This is a genomic window from Peribacillus sp. (assembly GCF_059453735.1).
In genome coordinates this window covers 1-17,751 of record NZ_JAZVJO010000479.1, presented here as the reverse complement: position 1 = coordinate 17,751, position 17,751 = coordinate 1, and the positions used below count along the sequence as shown (strand labels likewise).

Annotated in this window: 20 protein-coding genes; 13 read left to right on the top strand and 7 right to left on the bottom strand. The window is 39.8% G+C overall.

The annotated features are described in order from the left end of the window. Positions 1 to 83: 83 nt before the first annotated feature. Positions 84 to 566, top strand: coding sequence for a Dps family protein (locus AC52RT_RS15820; protein WP_495541631.1), 483 nt, complete (start codon positions 84 to 86; stop codon positions 564 to 566). Positions 567 to 665: 99 nt separating this feature from the next. Here AC52RT_RS15820 and AC52RT_RS15815 read toward each other — a convergent pair whose 3' ends face one another. Beyond that, positions 666 to 923: a DUF6154 family protein gene (locus AC52RT_RS15815; RefSeq protein ID WP_040374180.1), complete on the bottom strand. Its 258-nt coding sequence runs from the start codon at positions 921 to 923 to the stop codon at positions 666 to 668. A gap of 242 nt (positions 924 to 1,165) precedes the next feature. Here AC52RT_RS15815 and AC52RT_RS15810 point away from each other — a divergent pair, with 242 nt between their 5' ends. Both AC52RT_RS15810 and ytkD read left to right on the top strand, forming a co-directional pair. Then, on the top strand, positions 1,166 to 1,504 hold the full coding sequence (locus tag AC52RT_RS15810) for a hydrolase (RefSeq protein ID WP_495541630.1): 339 nt from the start codon (positions 1,166 to 1,168) through the stop codon (positions 1,502 to 1,504). Positions 1,505 to 1,565: 61 nt separating this feature from the next. Next, on the top strand, positions 1,566 to 2,042 hold the full coding sequence (ytkD, locus tag AC52RT_RS15805; protein WP_495541629.1) for an RNA deprotection pyrophosphohydrolase: 477 nt from the start codon (positions 1,566 to 1,568) through the stop codon (positions 2,040 to 2,042). A 17-nt stretch (positions 2,043 to 2,059) separates the two neighbouring features. Here the strand turns inward: ytkD and AC52RT_RS15800 are convergent, their stop codons facing one another. From AC52RT_RS15800 to AC52RT_RS15790, 3 genes are read right to left on the bottom strand one after another with little or no spacing between them, the layout of a single operon-like run. Then, complete coding sequence (locus AC52RT_RS15800; protein ID WP_495541628.1) at positions 2,060 to 2,866, bottom strand: ABC transporter permease; 807 nt, start codon at positions 2,864 to 2,866, stop codon at positions 2,060 to 2,062. Continuing rightward, on the bottom strand, positions 2,850 to 3,617 hold the full coding sequence (locus tag AC52RT_RS15795; RefSeq protein ID WP_495541627.1) for an ABC transporter ATP-binding protein: 768 nt from the start codon (positions 3,615 to 3,617) through the stop codon (positions 2,850 to 2,852). The genes AC52RT_RS15800 and AC52RT_RS15795 overlap by 17 nt, the downstream gene beginning before the upstream one ends. Before the next feature lie 15 nt (positions 3,618 to 3,632). After that, positions 3,633 to 4,628, bottom strand: a complete 996-nt coding sequence (locus AC52RT_RS15790; protein ID WP_495541626.1) for an ABC transporter substrate-binding protein — start codon at positions 4,626 to 4,628, stop codon at positions 3,633 to 3,635. Between the two features lie 174 nt (positions 4,629 to 4,802). On the opposite strand from AC52RT_RS15790, the gene AC52RT_RS15785 reads away from it, so the two are divergent. From AC52RT_RS15785 to AC52RT_RS15765, 5 genes are all read left to right on the top strand, one after another. Continuing rightward, complete coding sequence (locus AC52RT_RS15785) at positions 4,803 to 5,588, top strand: alpha/beta hydrolase family protein (protein WP_495541625.1); 786 nt, start codon at positions 4,803 to 4,805, stop codon at positions 5,586 to 5,588. 41 nt (positions 5,589 to 5,629) lie between these two features. Further along, positions 5,630 to 5,872, top strand: a complete 243-nt coding sequence (locus AC52RT_RS15780) for a DUF2584 domain-containing protein (RefSeq protein WP_040374174.1) — start codon at positions 5,630 to 5,632, stop codon at positions 5,870 to 5,872. A 343-nt stretch (positions 5,873 to 6,215) separates the two neighbouring features. Continuing rightward, on the top strand, positions 6,216 to 6,500 hold the full coding sequence (locus AC52RT_RS15775; RefSeq protein WP_495541624.1) for an RNA polymerase sigma factor: 285 nt from the start codon (positions 6,216 to 6,218) through the stop codon (positions 6,498 to 6,500). Then, positions 6,389 to 6,730, top strand: coding sequence for an RNA polymerase sigma factor (locus AC52RT_RS15770; RefSeq protein ID WP_495541623.1), 342 nt, complete (start codon positions 6,389 to 6,391; stop codon positions 6,728 to 6,730). Before AC52RT_RS15775 ends, AC52RT_RS15770 begins: the two co-directional genes overlap by 112 nt. Continuing rightward, positions 6,717 to 7,634: a hypothetical protein gene (locus AC52RT_RS15765; protein ID WP_495541622.1), complete on the top strand. Its 918-nt coding sequence runs from the start codon at positions 6,717 to 6,719 to the stop codon at positions 7,632 to 7,634. Before AC52RT_RS15770 ends, AC52RT_RS15765 begins: the two co-directional genes overlap by 14 nt. A gap of 100 nt (positions 7,635 to 7,734) precedes the next feature. Here AC52RT_RS15765 and AC52RT_RS15760 read toward each other — a convergent pair whose 3' ends face one another. The 3 genes from AC52RT_RS15760 to AC52RT_RS15750 are packed head-to-tail and all read right to left on the bottom strand — an operon-like array spanning position 7,735 to position 9,995. Beyond that, on the bottom strand, positions 7,735 to 8,556 hold the full coding sequence (locus AC52RT_RS15760) for a MetQ/NlpA family ABC transporter substrate-binding protein (protein WP_495541621.1): 822 nt from the start codon (positions 8,554 to 8,556) through the stop codon (positions 7,735 to 7,737). Positions 8,557 to 8,581: 25 nt separating this feature from the next. Then, positions 8,582 to 9,244 carry a methionine ABC transporter permease gene (locus AC52RT_RS15755; RefSeq protein WP_495541620.1) on the bottom strand — a complete coding sequence of 221 codons (663 nt, stop codon included), beginning with the start codon at positions 9,242 to 9,244 and terminating at the stop codon, positions 8,582 to 8,584. Beyond that, positions 9,237 to 9,995: a methionine ABC transporter ATP-binding protein gene (locus AC52RT_RS15750; protein ID WP_495541619.1), complete on the bottom strand. Its 759-nt coding sequence runs from the start codon at positions 9,993 to 9,995 to the stop codon at positions 9,237 to 9,239. Before AC52RT_RS15750 ends, AC52RT_RS15755 begins: the two co-directional genes overlap by 8 nt. A gap of 322 nt (positions 9,996 to 10,317) precedes the next feature. On the opposite strand from AC52RT_RS15750, the gene AC52RT_RS15745 reads away from it, so the two are divergent. The 5 genes from AC52RT_RS15745 to AC52RT_RS15725 all read left to right on the top strand — a co-directional run bounded on the left by AC52RT_RS15745 (position 10,318) and on the right by AC52RT_RS15725 (position 17,613). After that, complete coding sequence (locus AC52RT_RS15745) at positions 10,318 to 12,003, top strand: serine hydrolase domain-containing protein (RefSeq protein WP_495541618.1); 1,686 nt, start codon at positions 10,318 to 10,320, stop codon at positions 12,001 to 12,003. A gap of 17 nt (positions 12,004 to 12,020) precedes the next feature. After that, positions 12,021 to 14,105 (top strand): glycoside hydrolase family 3 protein, encoded by a 2,085-nt coding sequence (locus AC52RT_RS15740; RefSeq protein ID WP_495541617.1) that lies wholly within the window; start codon positions 12,021 to 12,023, stop codon positions 14,103 to 14,105. A 17-nt stretch (positions 14,106 to 14,122) separates the two neighbouring features. Then, entirely contained in the window at positions 14,123 to 15,376 is a 1,254-nt protein-coding gene (locus AC52RT_RS15735; protein WP_495541616.1) for an exo-beta-N-acetylmuramidase NamZ family protein, read from the top strand. Positions 15,377 to 15,957: 581 nt separating this feature from the next. After that, positions 15,958 to 16,395 carry a DUF1641 domain-containing protein gene (locus AC52RT_RS15730; protein WP_340846889.1) on the top strand — a complete coding sequence of 146 codons (438 nt, stop codon included), beginning with the start codon at positions 15,958 to 15,960 and terminating at the stop codon, positions 16,393 to 16,395. Positions 16,396 to 16,434: 39 nt separating this feature from the next. Next, a complete protein-coding gene (locus AC52RT_RS15725; RefSeq protein ID WP_040374169.1) occupies positions 16,435 to 17,613 on the top strand; it encodes an NAD(P)/FAD-dependent oxidoreductase in 1,179 nt (392 codons plus the stop codon). Positions 17,614 to 17,751: the final 138 nt, after the last annotated feature.

Sequence of the window (17,751 nt, the reverse complement as noted above, 5' to 3'; positions counted from 1 at the left end):
AGGGACAACTTTTTGTAGGGTTTAACTGTCCTAAAAAAGGGAAACATATAGTATAGACATTAATACTATATGGAGGCGATATTATGAGTGGGAATTTAGTACAATATAAAAAAGGTGAAGATGGATCGGCAGACAAATTAGTTGAATTAGTCAATAAGGAAATTGCAAACTTTAATGTACTTTACACCAAATTGCATAACTATCATTGGAATGTTACTGGTCCGCATTTCTTTTCTCTCCATGTGAAGTTAGAAGAACTGTATAACGAAGTGACCTTAAATATGGATGAGCTGGCTGAAAGACTTCTTGCAATAGGTGCAAAACCTGTGGCTACCATTAAAGAATATATGGAATTAACCACAATTAAAGAAGCTACTGGCAGTGAAAAAACAGAGACCATGGTGAAGAACATTATCGGTGATTTCGAAACTTTATCTGATGAATTCGCTGAAATTATTTCCATTGCAGAAGAAAATAGCGATGAAGTAACAGGAGATATGTTAGTGGGGATGAAAAAATCTCTAAATAAACACACTTGGATGCTTCGTGCGTATCTAGGTAAGTAATAAGTAAGACCAACTGAAACCATTTTCAGTTGGTTTTTTTTTGACGTTAAAAAACCAAAGAGACGAGCTCAAAGGTTTCATATGTATCTTATTGCTGGATTAATGAATATTCCGCTGGTGAAAGGAAGTTGGTTTGACTTCATCCATACTATCTTGTGTGAATTTTCCTTTTAGCGACTCAATGATATAGATACCTAATAAATTGTTTAATTCTTGATCATCCATTTCTTGTAATAATTCAAGGATTTCCTCGCGGTTCAGCTGTTCTAATACGGCAAATGCAAGCATATCAATATCTTCTTCATCACCGGTAAGTTTATTACGGTATAAATTATATAACTCCTCAATTAATTTCATCGCAGGTCACCTCTTTTCAAGACTTATTTGTGTTAATCATATGTAAAAGCTTAGGCTTTAGTAATACTTCTTATATGGATATATTATATGTTTTACCCTTGGAAAGATACTTTAATCTGATTTTTACATTTACTTGCCAAATAGTAATGGAACTCGTTGGAAAGTCCTAGTGGAATTTTTGTGTATGAGGGTTTGTACTGAGAGGCAAAATAACAACACTAGCCATTAAAGGAGCTGATGTTGTGGCGGAAAATCGTAAGGAATATTATATAGATTTACCTTCCCACCAGATATCACGTAACGGTGAGTTTTCACCATGGACATTTAAAATAGAAGCGTCAGAGGGGGATATAATAAGGCTTCGAGAATATTTTGATATGGAACACGAAGCGGATGTGGATTCTTTTTATCGAGCGCATGTACCGTATATTCAGTATCATTATGATCGCCCTAACGATCATTACGATCAAAATTTGCAAAAGGTGTACGAACTAATTTATGAACTTGGCGATAGTGAAACAAAGCAATTTATTGAAAGTACTGGTGTGCTGAAAGAAAATCCAATAAACGATGAGTCTTAAACAGTCGTACTTACTAAAACGTAGTAAACTAGAGGTACTACGTTTTAAGGAGTAAATGTTCATGCATAGCTTTGTAGATACAAACGGTTATCAAGTTGATTTTTCCGAAAGTGAAGAGTTTGGCGAGGCTTGGCATGTCCTTGTGTTAAGCCGATTGAACAACCGATGGGTATTAACGCAGCATAAAAAAAGAGGGCTGGAATTCCCAGGGGGGAAAAGAGAAGCGGGAGAATCGATTGAGGATGCGGTTATCCGGGAAGTGTATGAAGAAATTGGCGGTATTGTCAACGAAATACTGCTGCTTGGTCAATACCGCGTTAACGATCCAACTACACCCTTTGTGAAGTCGATTTATTATGCCGAATTAGGGAAGCTCGAACCAAAGAGTGATTATTTAGAAACAGCAGGACCTGTTTTGATTGAGAAATTGCCTGCAGACATTAAGACTGATCCCCGTTACAGTTTTATTATGAAGGATGAGATTATCGCACTTAGTTTTACTCAACTTAAAAAAAAGAGAACCATCGTGGAGCTTTAAAAGCACGATGGTCTTTTTTACCCATGTTTTATTAGTTTACGCTCAAGCCAAGCAACCAGCTGATACATGATGGTTGCACAAACAGCAATAATCATCAGTGCCAAAAGGACAAGCGTGAAGTTAAACACTTGGAAGCCATAGATAATAAGATACCCAAGTCCTCTTGAGGATACGAGGAATTCACCAACAATGACACCAACCCAAGAAAGCCCCACATTCACCTTTAAGGTAGAAATAATGGTTGGAAAGGAGGCTGGAAGGATGGCCTCCTTAAAGGATTGGAAACGAGTAGCACCGAATGTTTGAAGGACCTTTAAGTAGTTTGGATCCACTTCTCTAAATGACGTATACACAACAATGGTGGTAATAATGACTGAAATAATAGCCCCCATTGAAATAATAGAGGTGAAACCAGGGCCGAGAGCTACAATTAAAATAGGGCCAAGTGCCACTTTAGGCATGGCATTTAAAATGACTAAATAGGGGTCAAGCACCTTTGAGAGAAAAGGTGACCACCAAAGGATGGCGGCTAGTAAGGTACCAAGCAGGGTACCTAAAATGAACCCTAGGACTGTTTCAAATAAGGTGATACTCACATGATTGAGTAGAGTGCCATCGAAAAATTTAACTGTGAACAGACTCCAGATTTTAGAAGGTGAGCTGAATATGAGCGGATCAACCCATTCTAATCGAGACGCAATCTCCCAACCGCCGAAAAAAATGATGAAGATCAACAGCTGGTATATTCGAACACGTCTTTTCTCACTCTTTAAATCAGCTTTATATTGATTATGCAGATCGTGTATATCAGATGTTGTCTTCAAGATTTTCGAGCTCCTTCCAAATAGTTTGGAATAAAGCATTATAAGCATGATGGTTTCGAACTTCAAAAGGTGTAAGCGATCGAAGTTCTTCAGGAACTTCAAATGTTGTATGGATTCTGCCTGGGTTAGAGGCAAATAAATAGATTTTATCGCTCATAGCAATGGATTCACCAATATCATGGGTAACGAGAACAGCCGTTTTACCAAATGATTTTAAGGTAATTGATACTAAATCTTCAAGACGGAGTTTCGTCTGGTAGTCGAGTGCAGAAAAAGGCTCATCAAGTAAAAGAATTTTTGGATCAACCGCAAGAGTCCGCGCTAGAGCAGCCCGTTGACGCATACCGCCTGAAAGTTGACGGGGGTATTGATTTTCTACCCCGGTTAATCCAACGCTTTCGAGTAATTCGAGTGCTTTTATCTTTGCGTCCTCACTCTCATGCTTTAATAGCTTTAAACCAAGAGTGATATTTTCGCTGATTGTTTTCCAAGGAAAAAGATAATCCTGCTGCAGCATATAGCCAATAGAACGATTGTGATTGGATTGTCCCTCAATTAGTACATTCCCGACCGTAGGGGGAAATAGACCAGCAATAATAGAAAGCAGCGTTGTTTTACCACATCCGCTGGGACCGAGGAATGAGATAAACTCCCCTTCCTCCATCGTAAGATTTACGTTTGATAGTGCTGATGTTGCATGTTCTTTTGAAAAGTAGCTATGACTTACATGATCAATCGTTAAAAAACTCATTGTTGCCTCTCCTTTCTATTGAGAGACCTTTTCGGCATATTTGACGTTCACCAGTTTCGTATAATCCATTCGGGATGGAAGTTCCCCCGCTTCATCCATGATGTCCTGAAGGTTATTCCACTCTTCTTCATCGAGAATTGGATCGGTAGCATATGATCCTTGCTCCTTATACCGTTGAATGGACATTTCCATTACTTCAGGATCTGCATCTTCGAAATAAGGCTGAATCGTTTCAGCGATCTTTGAAGCATCCTGTTTTTGAACCCAATCTTGAGCCTTTTTCAGCGCTCGAGTGAATTTTAAAACAGTCTCATCATTTTCTTTTAGATAACTCGATTTCGTCATATAAGTGGTATATGGGATATGGCCGGATTCGGTACCAAAAGATGCGACAATATGACCTTTTCCTTCTTTTTCAAAGATACTAGCAGTAGGTTCAAATAACTGCACATAGTCACCGGTTCCAGATGCGAAGGCAGTCGCGATATTAGCAAAGTCGATATTTTGAATGAGTGTTAAATCGCTTTGCGGGTCAATTCCATGTTTCTTTAAGACAAATTCTCCTGCCATTTGCGGCATTCCGCCTTTACGCTGTCCAAGGAATGTTGAGCCTTTTAACATATCCCATGAAAAGTTTTCTATTTTATCCCGGCCGACTAAGAAGGTTCCGTCGGTCTGTGTCAATTGAGCAAAATTCACAATAGGGTCCTTGGTTCCTTGGGCAGTTACATATATGGAAGTTTCTGATCCGACAAGCGCAAAATCGGCACCGTCAGATAATAGTGCCGTCATGGTCTTATCACCACCAGCTGTTGTTTTTAAGTCCACTTCCAAACCTTCTTCCTTAAAAAACCCTTTCTCTATCGCAACATATTGTGGTGCATAAAAGACGGAACGAGTAACTTCAGCAATCCGGACTTTTTGAAGTTCATCCTTGCCGCATGCTGCTAATGAGAATACTAAAACCACTGCGAATAGCAGCAGTATACTTGCTTTATACCACTTTTTCACCTATGTTCCTCCTCGTTAAATGGTGTGCAAATCATCTTGAAATAGAATATGAATAGATAGAAAATGTGTGAATGCCCATAGCCCTTTTTTTATGACTAAGCATTGAATCAGGATAAAAAAGTTAGGATGCATTAAAATAAGGTCATTAGGAAGTGTCGAAGGAGTGTAATGTTTATGGAAGATGGTACAATTGTTGAAAAAATTCGCTTTCCTTCTCCGCATCCGGGCGTTCATCTTTATAGTGTTACGTATCTTGCACAGGGATTAAGGGTGAAAGGATTACTTGCAGAACCGGTAAACGGGGAAGTTTATGATGGTTTTCTATATCTTCGCGGCGGAATTAAGAATGTAGGCAAAGTCAGACCATCACGAATTACCCAATTTGCCTCTGAGGGCTTTATTGTATTCGCCCCATTTTACCGTGGGAATCAGGGCGGGGAGGGAGACGAGGATTTCGGCGGTGAAGATCGATATGATGCGATTGCAGGATTTAAATTGCTTGAAAACCATCGTCGTGTCAATTCAAATTCGATTCATATTTTTGGTTTCTCAAGAGGAGGCATCATGGCGCTATGGGCGGCCATCTATTGCCCAACTGCCGCATCAATCGTGACTTGGGGGGGTGTCTCAGATATGTTTTTAACGTATGTGGAGCGGGTAGATTTACGCAGAATGATGAAGCGTGTCATTGGGGGAACTCCGAATAAAGTACCCGATGCATTCGTTTATCGGACCCCCTTGTTTTCACTCGACTCTTTAGATGTACCCGTCCTAATCATTCATGGAGAAAGAGATGGAAATGTCTCGATTGATCATGCATATCGGCTGGAAAAACAATTGAACGAAAAGCATAAGCAAGTGGAGACCTGGTACTTCCCACAGTTTACTCACTACTTTCCCCCTGCTGTAAACCGAAAAGTTGTCAGGGATTTAACTCAGTGGATGAAAACACAGGTATAAAGATGTTAAGATATAGGTAATACGAATGAGGAGGGCATAGTATGGGCATGCCTATGGAATTAAATACGATGATCGTTACTAAAGGACGGGAAGAACGCGAGGAAGAGAATATCTTCCGGTTAAAAAAGGAAGGGTACCGATTATACCCGATCGATATTCCACTCGATATCCGTAAGACAATCGAAAGTGAATCAAGCGGGACTGCGGTCATTCAAAAAGTGGAATGGCAGAATGAAGCAACCACGATTACATACAAATTGATCTCACTAAAATCAACGAACTAAGCAACAGGCTGTCGAGAAATCGACAGCCTGTTTTTGTGAGGTTACTCCTGAAAATGCGCTTCCCCTCAATAAGTAGTCTCAAGTGCACAAAATATCTATTATCTTCCGCAAATATAGTTCCGTTTAACAAGAAGATTCCCTATCAACTCATCAGTCTGCTTGTTTTAGAAAATGTGTATCTTATCTTTAAAAGTTTCTGTAATTTCAACTAAAGAGGCCATTTGAATAGGAATTTTCAATAACCCCCAAACCAGGCAACTGTGCTTCTCCATATTTTTTTAGGACATTGTGTAATTTTTGGTACATAAAAACGTCTATATAGGAAAGGAGGGATGTAGAAAAGATGGAAGAATTTGAGTGCATGATAGAAAGCTGGTTTCTTCAATACGAGAAAGCTGTTACCAATTTTCTCATCTATTATATGGGTCACCGAGACGTTGAGGATTTGGTTCAAGATACATTTATCCGCGCTTTGAATTCATTGGATCAGTACAAGGGGGAAGCTAGTCCAAAGACATGGTTGCTGCGAATTGCCCGCAACACAGCAATCGATTCATTAAGGAAAAAAATGTACTGGAGCGGATTCTGCTTAAGCTTCATCTTTCCCCGCAAGAACCAGCCCCGCTAATAGAAGATCTGTTGATTCGCAAAGAGAGTTTCAACAAGCTTTATCAGGCAATTCACTTACTGCCTGCCTCCTATCGTGAAGTAGTGTTGCTGCGGGGAATAGCAGACTTATCATCAGTAGAAAGTGCGATGGTCTTAGGCTGGAGCACGAATAAAGTAAATGTAACCTTTTTTCGCGCCATTCAAAAATTAAAGAAAAAGCTCGGAGGTGATGTAATTGAAGAAGAATGAAAGTGAAAAATGGTTGAAGGAGGTCAAAGAACTGCCTCACTATCAACTAACAATTGAACAACACCGGAAAATCGCTTCGCGTTTACAAATGCACCAAGTGCCTCATTTTAAGCGTGAAAGTCGTCTTACTAAGCGAATCGCCGTTCTTGTATTGATCTGTACACTTAGCCTAGGAACCTTTCTTGTTTTTCTATCCATGCAAAAAGCAGAACAGGAAAGGACGGCAAGTTATACAGAACCAGTACATGGGAAAGTATTTGACCGTATAGGTAAAGATGGAGAAATCATAACAAAAGATGGACTCTATGGAATTCCGGGTAAGGCTGGATTTATGATTATAAGAGAATGGGTGGCTGAAGATAAAGCGAATATTTCTAAACAGTTTATTTTCCTTTGGGGGGAGGATTTGCCGGGAAAACAAGTGAAAATTACAGCGACGCAAGGGGAAAATGAAGTCGAAGTAGCTGATGTAAAGGTAACTTTACCTTTGGATTCAGAGGATGCACATACCTTAACATCCTTTAATGCTCTCCCTTATCCGGGTGAATGGCTGCTGACATTTATAGTAGATGATAAGGACTTTGCTAAATTTACTGTGCAAGTTAAAGAAGCCTACCCACAAAGCGGTCCTTTAATTATTAGACATTCGGGAGAAGATTTTTATACAGGAACAGTTGAGGATGTAATCATTGAATATAAAGGGGAAGAGCTGCCTGATACGTTATCAGTGAAAATCAAACCGTCTATTGGATTCAAAAAGGCTGAAACGGTTACCTTTAGTAACAAAACAGACTATATGGGTGCCACTACATATACTGGGAAACTATCTTTCAACCGAGCTGGATCTTGGCAAATCGAGGTGAATGGAGAAAAAATGCATATCAAGGTGAAAGACAAACAATAAGTGAGACTCAACAGAATAAAGCTATCGAGAGGTCCTCGATAGCTTTCAAGTAATCTTACGTGTCCGCATTCCTTATTCAATGTGAGCTTAAAGGTAAAAATTATAAAGCGGGCAGAGCAATCTCATCATATTCTTCTTCAAGGAATTTCTTCACTTCAGGACCAGTCATGCGTTCTGCCAGCTTTTTAATTTCTTCAGCGTTAGCATTGTTACTACGCGCCACGAGTGAAATCGCAAATTCGGAATCTACGGTTTCTGTAATTAATGCATCTTTCTTAGGCGTTAATCCAATTGGTTTGGCATAGGCTGGTGTCATCGCGACTAAATCTACATCATCAAGTGTGCGGGCAAGCATTAATAAATCGACTTCTTTAAACTGATAGTCATGTTTATTTTCAATAATATCCGCTTGTGTGGCCTCGATGCCTGCGCCTTCTTTAAGTTTTATCAAGCCGGCTTTTTCAATCATTAATAGGGAGCGGCCGATGTTAGACGCATCGTTAGCGATGGCAATGGTGGCTCCATCCGGCAAATCAGCAATATCTTTATAGCGTTTTGAATAAGCTCCATAAATTGCATGATAGATAGGTTGAACGAGAGTTAATTCAGTATCATTGCTGTCATTATACTGATTCATGTAAGGGACATGCTGAAAGAAATTTGCATCTACTTCGTTATTAGCAAGTGCAGTATTTGGTTGAACGTTATCTCCTAAAACGACAATATCCAGATTGATGCCGTCTTCTTTAAGTAAAGGTTTAACAATGTCTAAGATATCCGTCATTGGTGGAATGAGTGTAGCCACCTTAAGAGTAACATCTTTTTTCTCCGTTTGGGATGCTGGTTGTTTTTCATCTTGACCACAGCCTGTAATAATGAGGATAAGAGATAGAGATAGAAGTAGTGCGGTTATTTTTTTCATTGGTCGTGTACCTCCGTTTATATTCCTAGCGTTTATCTATGAGTCTTGCTGTTGTACTTCCGACAAATTGAATCGTCTGAACAAAGATGAGCATGATGATAATGGTGAATACCATGAGATCGGTTTCAAATCGCTGGTAACCATAGCGAATGGCGAAATCACCGATCCCCCCGCCTCCGACAATTCCTACTACAGTAGAATAGGAAATAAAGCTGATTGTAGAGGTTGTTAATCCGAGAAGTAAACCTGAACGTGCATCTACATAAAGAAATTTATAAATAATTTCTAGGGTAGAAGCCCCCATCGCCGTTCCAGCTTCGATAATTCCTCTTGGCACTTCAAGAAGAGATTGTTCAACTAGACGTGAATAATAGGCGACAGCCATAATGGCCAGAGGGACAGAAGCAGCTAAGGTCCCGATGGCCGTTCCAACGATGAAACGGGTAAGGGGAATTAAAAATACAACCAGTAATAAGAATGGAAATGAGCGGACAACGTTAACGAATACATTAAGTATGGAAAAGACTATTCGATTTTCAAGCAGCTGGCCTTTCCTGCATAAAAATAACAAGGTTCCGAGTGGAAGACCGACCAAGACAGCCGCTGCAATCGAGATTCCTACCATAAGAAAGGTTTCACCGATTGCCTGCCAAATTTCAGCCTGGTATAGCATAATATGGTCAAACATCTCCATCACCCTCGCTTAAAAGTTGCCTACGCAGTGATTGAAAATCATTTTTTGTGGCAATAAATCCTTTGGGTTCGAACGAAATTGTTTCGACTATTTCCCCAGCTTCCATAAGAGAAACTTTGTTGCAAATGCTTTTAATGACGTCCATTTCGTGGGTAACGATCACAATTGTAACGCCGAAATTCCTGTTAATTTCTTGTAATACCTTTAATATCTCTTCAGTCGTCTGCGGATCAAGTGAAGATGTTGGTTCATCACATAACAACACAGTTGGATTGGTCGCAAGTGCCCTAGCGATGGCTACACGCTGCTTTTGTCCACCACTCAAGCTGGCCGGATATTGCCCTGCCAGCCGCTCAAGCCCCACAATGCGTAAACACTCTGCTGCCCGCTCCAGTCGTGCTTGTTTAGAAAAACCAGCAAGCTCTAAGGGAATCATGACATTTCCTTTTACACTGCGGTTACTCACTAGATTAAACGCTTGAAAAACCATCCCAATCGATCTTCGTGCTTTGCGGAGATTTTTACTGGTTAATTGAGTTAATTCTAGGTCATTAACTCGGACATGGCCGGTGGAAGGTGACTCAAGTAAATTAATCATGCGGAGCAATGTAGACTTCCCAGCACCGCTTGTTCCAATTATTCCGTGAATTTCACCTTGAGAAACCTGAAGAGAAACAGAATGTACCGCTTCATATGGGCCATTTTTCATCATATAGCTCTTGCTGATACGATCTAAGACTATCAAAATATTCCCCCTTTTCTAATGAGGATAGGCAGACATTGATTGTAACAGAGAAAGAGGAAGGGAGAAAGCGTTATAGATATAGTAGATAGCTTGATGAGTATTTTTGTAAAAATGGTCCTTATCAAACAAAATATACTGACTATTCAAAAAATAAGTCAAAAGACATCCTTCATATGACATTCAAACAATCCAGAATACTGACGTGATAGTACTTACGCTTTATAGACGAATTTATCAACAGTAAGATAGTCTAAAAGTAATCGTTATCCATTTTTTATTAGATTGGGGTAAATTTGTAAACAATAAGGTTAAAGGAGGATTTATGAAAAAGAAACTGCTTATGATTTCTTCCGTATGCTCCGTATTTTGGACAAGCACAGTTGCAGCAGCCTATGATGAGCAGCCAAGGAGGGTCCCTTCTATTGAGAAAGCAGAAAAGAAATTCACGGCTGGTCATCCATTTCATCCGATTTTCACTTGGGATTCTCCGGTGATTCCATCATTAGGCATTCTCCATCCGAGTTCACCACGTGAAGCAGGAATGATTGATGCCCCCTTGCAAGAAATGGATGGCCTGATTAACCAAGCAATTTCTGAAAAGGTTATGCCGGGTGCCGTTGCATTTGTAGCAAGAGGCGGAAAGATTGTTAAAAATGAAGCGTATGGGTATTCAGCTAAATATGCTGATGAATTCTATACGGAGATGGATAAGCCAATCCCAATGCAAGAAAATACGATATTTGATGCAGCGTCCATTAGTAAAATTTTTACGTCTACAGCCATTATGGTTCTTTACGAAAAAGGGTTGGTAGGTCTTGAAGATCCTGTCATGAAGTATATCCCAGAGTTTGCTCAGAACGGAAAGGAACAAGTGACGGTTAGGCAGCTGCTTACACACACTTCTGGCTTCGTTGCTTGGGTTCCTTTATACAGTCAGGGGAGTTCTAGAGAAGAAAGGCTTAATTTTGTCTTTAAACAGCCTCTTGCTATGCCGCCCGGTTCTACATATACATACAGTGATTTAAATATGATTACACTCGGGGCGATCATAGAACGTGTTTCTGGAATTCGACAGGATGAGTTCGTTAGAAAAAATATAACGAAACCATTAAAAATGCGGGATACGATGTATAATCCGCCTGAATCAATAAAAATGCGCATCGCAGCTACAGAAGTTCAAACTGTACCGAATAGAGGGCTGGTCTGGGGAGAGGTTCACGATGAAAATGCCTGGTCACTAGATGGTGTAGCAGGCCATGCGGGTGTATTTACAACGGCACAAGACCTTGCTACATTAGCTCAAACTTTCCTGAATAATGGGAGCTATGGCGGGAAAAGAATTTTAAAGGCGAGTACAGTACAGCTTCTTCTCGAGAATCAGAATCAGGCCTTTCCTGGAAATGACCACGGACTTGGCTGGGAATTAGGGCAAGGCTGGTACATGGATGCATTATCTGACAGTACCTCTTTTGGTCATACTGGCTATACGGGAACCTCAATTGTTATAAGTCCAAAGCATAAAACGATTGCCATTCTTTTAACCAACCGTGTTCATCCTTCTAGAACGACCGTATCGACGAATGGGATTAGAAGAATGTTTGCTCGTCAGACGGCAGATGCTATTCCGGTTTCGATTCCAGGGAAAGAGTCAGCTTGGTTCTCGGGTTATGGCGACATGCTTTCAAGAAAGTTGGAAGCAAAGCTCGATCTGAAAAACAAAACCGACTTAACCTTCACTCAATGGCATAGTCTTGAGCAAAATGCTGATTATGGAGCGGTTGAGGTGATGGTGAATGAGGAATGGGTTGAACTCGTAAAGTTTGAAGGAACCAGTAATGGCTGGGAAAAACAACGAGTTGAGATTCCGAAAGAAGCTGTGAAAATTCGGTTTATTTATCATACAGATACCTCGGTAAATGGACGAGGCTGGTATATCAAAGACGCGAAAATTCAGTCTCAGAAGAAGCTTTCCTTTGAAGCTTCGGAATGGAAGCTTAGAAACTACTAAATCAAGGGGAGGAAATTATGAAAAAATACATGAAGGTATTTCTTATTTCCATTGCAGTATTCGGGCTGGTCGTCACACAGGTTTTTGGCTTTTTAGGAGAGAGTGCTGAAGCTGCTCCGTTCAAACATAACTCAGAGAAACTCATCATTGATTTAAATGTTCCGCAGATAAAGGGGCAATTTAAGGATAACAAAATTGAACTCAATGCACTTCGTATCTATAAGGATGGCCATTTCGAGAAGGCAGTAAAAAAATTGGATTGGAGATCATCTAACCAGCGTGTTGCTTCTGTATCGAAGGCAGGAAAAGTGACCCTGTCTGGGCGCAGTGGAAAAACCATTATTACGGTTAAGAATGGCGTCTTAAGCGATAAAATTACGATCCGAAATTCAAAAAAAGGTGCTGTTATCACGCGAACTAAGGATAAAAAGGGGAAATACAACATTATTGAAAACGCTGTAGAAAAAATGACAGTGAAAGAAAAAATCGGGCAGATGCTTATGCCTGACTTCCGAACTTGGAACGGCCAGAATGTGACTCAAATGCTGCCAGAAATCAAACAGCTTGTTAAAGATTATCATCTTGGGGGAGTTATTTTATTCAGAGAAAATGTCGAGACAACTGAGCAGACGACTAAGCTTGTCCATGATTATCAAGCAGCAGCTGAAAAGTATGGGCTGTTAATGACGATTGATCAAGAAGGGGGTATCGTTACTCGACTTCAATCAGGAACCGATATGCCCGGCAATATGGCGCTTGGAGCTGCAAGGTCTGAAGAACTGACAAGAAAGGTGTCTTCAGCAATAGGTGAAGAATTACATGCGCTGGGTATTAATATGAATTTAGCACCGTCATTAGATGTGAACAATAATCCCGACAATCCTGTTATTGGGGTACGTTCTTTTGGAGAAGATCCTGCACTTGTTGCCAATATGGGAAAAGCCTATATTAAAGGGCTTCAAGATACGGGTATTGCAGCCACAGCTAAGCATTTTCCCGGTCATGGAGATACGGCAGTAGATTCTCACTTAGGACTGCCTGAGGTACCACATGATCTTGAACGCCTTAAAAAAGTTGAATTATATCCATTTCAGCAGGCTATGGATGCAGGCATTGATGCAATCATGACTGCTCATGTCACGTTCCCGAAAATTGATAATACCAAAGCGATTTCTAAACAAGATGGAACGGAGATTTCAATTCCTGCGACTCTTTCTGAAAAAGTTTTAACCGGCTTAATGAGAGAAGAAATGGGTTACCAAGGAGTCATTATTACAGATGCAATGAACATGCAAGCAATCAGCAGCCATTTCGGTCCAGTCGATGCTGCGATACGTACGGTAAAAGCAGGAACCGACATTGTGTTAATGCCTGTCGGATTAAAAGATGCTGCTGAGGGACTCTACAGTGCAGTGAAAACGGGTGAAATTTCAGAAAAGCGCATTAATCAGTCGGTAAAAAGAATTTTAACACTGAAAGTAAACCGTGGAATTATTAAAGTTGAAGAAGAGAAGAGTGTCGCTGAAAAAGTGAAAAATGCCCAATTAGTCGTAGGCTCGGCAACACATAAACAAACAGAAAAAGAAGCAGCGGCAAAATCCATTACATTAGTGAAAAATGAAGCTGCACTCCCTTTAAAAGCAACTCAAAAAGAAAAGGTCGTTGTAATCGGCAGTACGTATCTTACAGAGCTAGAAACAGAGATTAAGAAATATCATCAAAATGTTCAAGTCATCTCCACCACAAAACCACTTTCTGAAGCACAATTAGCTGAGATTCAAGATGCGAAAACGATTATTTTAGGAACAATGACCTCAACTGTCAGCGGCCGGGCGCCAAATAGCGACCAGATGAAGCTTGCTAATCAGCTTACATCAGGCGAAATTCCTGTGATTGGTATTGGAATCAGAAATCCATATGATGTAATGGCTTATCCAAATGTAGACGCATATTTGGTTCAGTACGGTTTTAGACGTGCTAGTTTTGAAGCATCAGCTGCAACTATTTTTGGTCAAAACAATCCAACTGGAAAACTACCAATTACGATCTATAACAGTGTTGGTGATGTTCTCTATGGATTTGGACATGGTTTAAGCTATTAGAGATGGAGGGGAAAAGGATGAAAAAATGGCTCGCTGGTATGATGACTTTACTGCTCATCATGACCGTCTATTCATCGGCAACTGCCGATAAGAATAAACACGATAAACACCCCAAGTTCCGTTTAGGGGTTGATGTCCTAATACAGGATAAAATAAAAACGTTGAAAAATAAACGTGTGGGGATTATTACAAATCCAACTGGTGTAAACCAGGAATTAACAAGTATTGTGGATCTGATGTCGGGTCATAAGGATATCAATGTTACAGCCTTATACGGACCTGAACATGGGGTAAGAGGAAGTGCACAGGCTGGACAATACGTCGACTTTTATACAGATCCTAAAACGGGGCTGCCGGTTTATAGCCTCTATGGAGTAACCAAAAAGCCGACACCAGAAATGTTAGAAAACGTAGATGTACTCGTATTTGATATTCAAGATGTAGGAAGCCGTTTCTACACGTATATTTATACAATGGCATTAGCTATGGAAGCAGCGAAAGAGAATAATAAAGAAATTATTGTGCTTGACCGTCCTAATCCACTTGGCGGCCAGGAAGTGGAAGGCCCTGTTCTTGAAGATAAGTATTCTTCATTTGTTGGAGAATTTCCTATTCCTGTACGCCACGGGATGACAGTAGGGGAGCTTGCTATACTCTTTAATAAAGAGTTTAACATTGGCGCTGATTTAACAGTGGTAAAAATGGAAGGCTGGAAACGATATCAGCATTATGATGAAACGCCGCTTGAATGGGTATTGCCATCTCCAAACATGCCGACACTCGAAACTGCATCTGTTTACCCAGGTGCAGCATTAATTGAAGGAACAAATTTATCGGAGGGCAGAGGAACAGCAAAGCCCTTTGAATTAATCGGTGCTCCATTTATTAATGGAGATGAACTAGCAGAGAATTTAAATAAGCTAGATCTTTCGGGTGTTCTGTTTAGATCAGCTTCTTTTACACCAAGCTTCTCTAAGCATGCAAATGTTCTCTCTCATGGAATTCAAATTCACGTAACGAATCGTAATGAGTACAAACCATTTGAAACCGGTCTCCATATTGTGAAAACCGTCCATGATATGTATCCAAATGACTTTGCCTTTAGAACACCTGGTTCAAACGGAATATCATTTTTTGATAATCTGGTTGGAAATGGTTCAATCAGACAAGGCATTGAACAAGGAAAAACAGTAAAGCAAATGAAGGCAGAATGGAAAAATGGTTTAAAAGACTTTATGGATGTCCGAAAAAACTACCTTCTGTATAAATAGTTAAGAGGTGAGCGCTAGGCTTTAGCGCTCACTTTTTTTTATTTTTTTCAGGAAATTGATTACAAATAAAAAGTTGAGGATAATAAAATTCTTTGCAAGAAATAAAAGTAAAAGGGTTGTTAAATGAATGTTTGTGAAGGATTTCACGATATAGTATAATAGTGTATGATCATGTTAATGAATTAGTTTTATAGTTTAACATGGTTGAAATAGGAAAAAATACACCGTAAAAAACGCGATTTTAAAAAACGACGAGCTACTTATGACAATTTTGTGATATATTTAATAGTATAATATGTATTATTTAAACCAAGCTTATTTTTTCGGGGAAGCTGCTAGTGACAGAACCCGTCATCTAAAAATATGTCGTTCGGGCTCCTAACAGAAACTTTCTATCTATTAACTAAATTTAGGTTTGGGGATATGTTTGAATCCCAAATATGTAGTAATACATTTTAGTCTGTGGAGTCATGATAATGCTCTTTTTTAAGCTCTTGCAGCTTTGAGAGTTTTTATGTGAAATAGGGAACACACTAATTCCCGAATTAAAGCATTATGCTTATTGCAAAGGAGAATGGGATATGTCAGAATCAATCGCTCAAACAAATGAACAAGCAGCAGCATTGGCTTCAACTCAAGAAAAACTGGATATTTTAGATCAACTACTTAATCCAGAAGTTCAGGAGTCTTTGACGGCTCTAGTTGAACAACTTCCAAAATTAACGGAATTGGTAACTGTTATGACGAAGTCTTATGACTTTGTTCAAGCAATATCTACTGATGAAGTTCTTAAAAGCGATACTGTAGGAGCTATTACTGAAATTGCAGGACCTGTTGTAGGTTCATTGAAAAATGTTGCAGCAACTACACTGGAAGCAAAAGAACGCGCAGAAAATAGTACGGAATCAATCGGACTTTTTGGTCTAATGAAAATGATGAAAGATCCACAAGCTCAAAAAATGTTCCGTTTCATGAATGCTTTCCTACAAGTTAATGCCGAAAATAATAACAAAAAATAAGTTCTATAACATTTCTACAGTTAGGACGGAGGATACACTATGTCAAAGAAAATAGTCATCTTAGGAGCAGGTTATGGCGGATTGCTAGCAGCTTTAACCGTTCGTAAATATTTAACAGCTGATGAAGCAAAAGTTACAGTTGTAAACCAATACCCAACACACCAAATTATTACTGAATTACACCGTTTAGCAGCAGGAAGTATTGCTGAACAAGCAATCGCTATGCCGTTAGAAAAACTTCTTCGCGGGAAAGATGTTAAACTTAAGATTGCTAAAGTTGAAACATTCTCAGCGGATACTAAAGAAGTAAAACTTAATGACGGATCTACATTAACATATGATGCTCTTGTCGTTGCTCTTGGCAGCACAACAGCTTACTTCGGGATCCCTGGTCTTGAAGAAAACAGCTTAGTTCTAAAATCTGCTAAAGATGCAAACTTCATCAATCAACATATTGAAGAACGTATTGCAGCTTATGCAAAAACTAAAAATCCAGCTGATGCAGCTATCCTAATCGGCGGCGGCGGACTAACAGGAATCGAATTAGTTGGTGAAATCGCTGATAGAATGCCTGCACTTGCTAAACGTCATGGAATTAATCCAAGTGAAATTAAATTGATGCTTGTTGAAGCAGGTCCAAAGGTTATGCCAATGCTTCCTGATCATTTAATTGAACGTGCAACAACTAGTCTTGAAAAACGCGGCGTAACATTCTTAACAGGTCTTCCTGTAACAGGCGTTGAAGGAAATGTGATCGACCTTAAAGACGGTCAAAAAATCGTTGCGAATACATTCGTATGGACTGGCGGCGTACAAGGAAATCCACTTGTAGGACAATCAGGTCTTGAAGTGAACCGTGGACGTGCAACAGTTAATGAATTCCTTCAATCAACATCACACAACGATGTTTTCATTGCTGGAGACAGTGCTGTATTCTTTGGCCCAGACGGTCGCCCATATCCGCCGACTGCACAAATCGCTTGGCAAATGGGAGAAAACGTAGGGTACAACCTTTACGCATACCTTGAAGGCAAATCATTCGAGACATTCAGCCCAATTAACTCCGGTACACTTGCGAGCCTTGGCCGTAAAGATGCTGTCGCATCAATTGGTGCAAGCGGAACATCACTAAAAGGACTTCCTGCAACATTGATGAAGGAAGCAAGTAATGTACGTTATTTAGCTCATATCAAAGCTCTTTACACATTAGTACATTAATCAATACATTGATTAAAACAGTCTATTCTCTTAGGAGGATAGACTGTTTTTTTATTTTGTCTGTTGGTAGGGTCGAATCTTTAGGGCGTCGGGTCGAATGATTGAGAGTTAGGGTCGAATAAACTTGGTTTTGGGCCG